This window comes from Bradyrhizobium sp. MI1.3 (genome assembly GCF_055811695.1).
Window position 1 is genome coordinate 1 of the sequence record NZ_JBVVPQ010000190.1, and the last position, 1,990, is coordinate 1,990.

1 pseudogene is annotated in these 1,990 nt (G+C 61.9%); it reads left to right on the plus strand.

Features of this window, described 5'->3' with window-relative positions:
• Positions 1-174 precede the first annotated feature (174 nt).
• Positions 175-1,442: pseudogene (locus AC0L3A_RS40535) on the plus strand (IS256 family transposase).
• Positions 1,443-1,990 lie beyond the last annotated feature (548 nt).

Consider the following 1,990-nt stretch of genomic DNA (forward strand, 5'->3'; position numbering starts at 1 on the left):
ACCGCTTCAGACCATCGGCGAGGAACGGTTGTCCGTTTCTTTGCTTGAGCGCCTGCATCCAGGATAGGGTGATCAAAGAGCTATGCGGGAAGCTGGGTGATGACGGCCTGAGATAGGCGGCGTATCGAGGCGGGTGTCGAGCCTGCCAGAACCTCTCAAGGAGAGCGATACGCCATGAACGAGACTAGCAATATTGTTGCCCTTCGTCAGCCCGACGAGATCGACGATCCACTGACCAATATCCTGCGAGCCGGAGCGCGGCAGCTTCTGGCGCAGGCCGTGGAGATCGAAGTCGAGACGTTTCTTGCCACAGTGAAGGATTTGAAGCTTCCCGACGGGCGCGCCCGCGTCGTGCGGCATGGTTACGGCCCGGCCCGAACGATTGCGACCGGCATCGGGCCGGTCGAGGTCGCGCGGGCGAATATTCGGGACCGCGGAGCGGCCGGTGGCGGCGAGCGGATCCGCTTCAGCTCGGCGATTCTGCCGCTGTGGGCGCGGCGGACCAGGAGTCTGGATGCGCTCTTGCCGGTGCTGTACCTGCGCGGCATCTCGACGGGCGATTTCCAGGAGGCGCTGACGGCCCTACTGGGCAGGGACGCGCCGAACCTGTCGCCGGCGGTCATCTCCCGGCTGACGGCCGAGTGGCAGGGCGAGTATGAGCGCTGGCAAAAGCGCGATCTGTTGGCGCGACGCTACGTGTATGTGTGGGCCGATGGCGTCTTCCTGCAGGCACGCATGGAAGACCACGGCGAGTGCATGCTGGTGCTGATCGGCGCGACGCCGGAAGGCAAGAAGGAGCTGATTGGCTTTCAGGTCGGCGTCCGGGAGAGCACGCAGAGCTGGCGTGAGCTCCTGATCGACGTGAAGCAACGCGGGTTGCAAATCGCCCCGGAAATTGCCGTTGGTGACGGCGCGCTCGGCTTCTGGAAGGCGCTTGACGAAGTCTTTCCCGGCACGCGGCACCAGCGCTGCTGGGTGCACAAGACCGTGAACGTCCTGGACAAGGTCCCGCTCTCGGTGCAGGCCAACATGAAGAAGGATTTGCGCGAGGTCTATTGGGCGCCGAACTGGCGGCCGCCGACGCGGCGATCGATGTCTTCGCCGAGAAATACCGCGCCAAGTACGGCCGGGCGGTCGAATGCCTCGCCAAGGACCGCGACGCGCTGCTGGCCTTCTACGACTTCCCGGCCGAGCATTGGGATCATCTGCGCACGACCAACCCCATCGAAAGCGTGTTCGCGACCGTGCGGCACAGAACCGTGCGGACGAAAGGATCGCTGTCGTCAACGACGGCCAGGCTGATGGTGTTCAAGCTGATTATCGCCGCATCAAAGACCTGGCGGCGGATCAAAGGCACAAATCAGTTGCCGAAGGTGATTGCAGGTGTCAGATTCAACGACGGCATCGAGGTCATCCACATGCCGGCAAACCACGCCGCCTGATCGCCTCGTCACCCAAAATTCCGCATAGCTCGTGATCAAACGCGAGCCCTGATCGCGCACATAGAAGTCCGCTCTCGCCGCCGCGGTCCAATCTACCCTTGGTCAACATAGATGGGATTGGCGTCAGCGCCCTGGGCGCTCGACCGTGTCGTGACAGCAACGGTTACTATCAGAAAGAGAACACGCAGCATCTTACGGCCCACCGTCTTTTAGACTCGTCCGAAGAGTTGTTCGCGGTACTAACTCCTCTCGCCGTCGCTGCAAGATGATCTCAGTCCTCGAACCTGCCTCCGACTGCAAGTCGCCGCGTTATTAAAGATCTCAGGCCCAATAAATTCAACCTACCAAGCTTGGGAGTGATGCCAGTTGCCGGAGCCGAGCTCAAGAATCTGAACAAGGCGATAAGTGGAGTTTCTGCCTGACGGGGGGCAAGATTGTCCCGCGAATCAGGCGAGACGATGAGCAAACGAGCCCGCCGGCACCGCGCACCGGCATTCAAGCCCAACGTGGCGTTAGCCGCGATCAAGGGCGAGATGACGCTGGCCCAG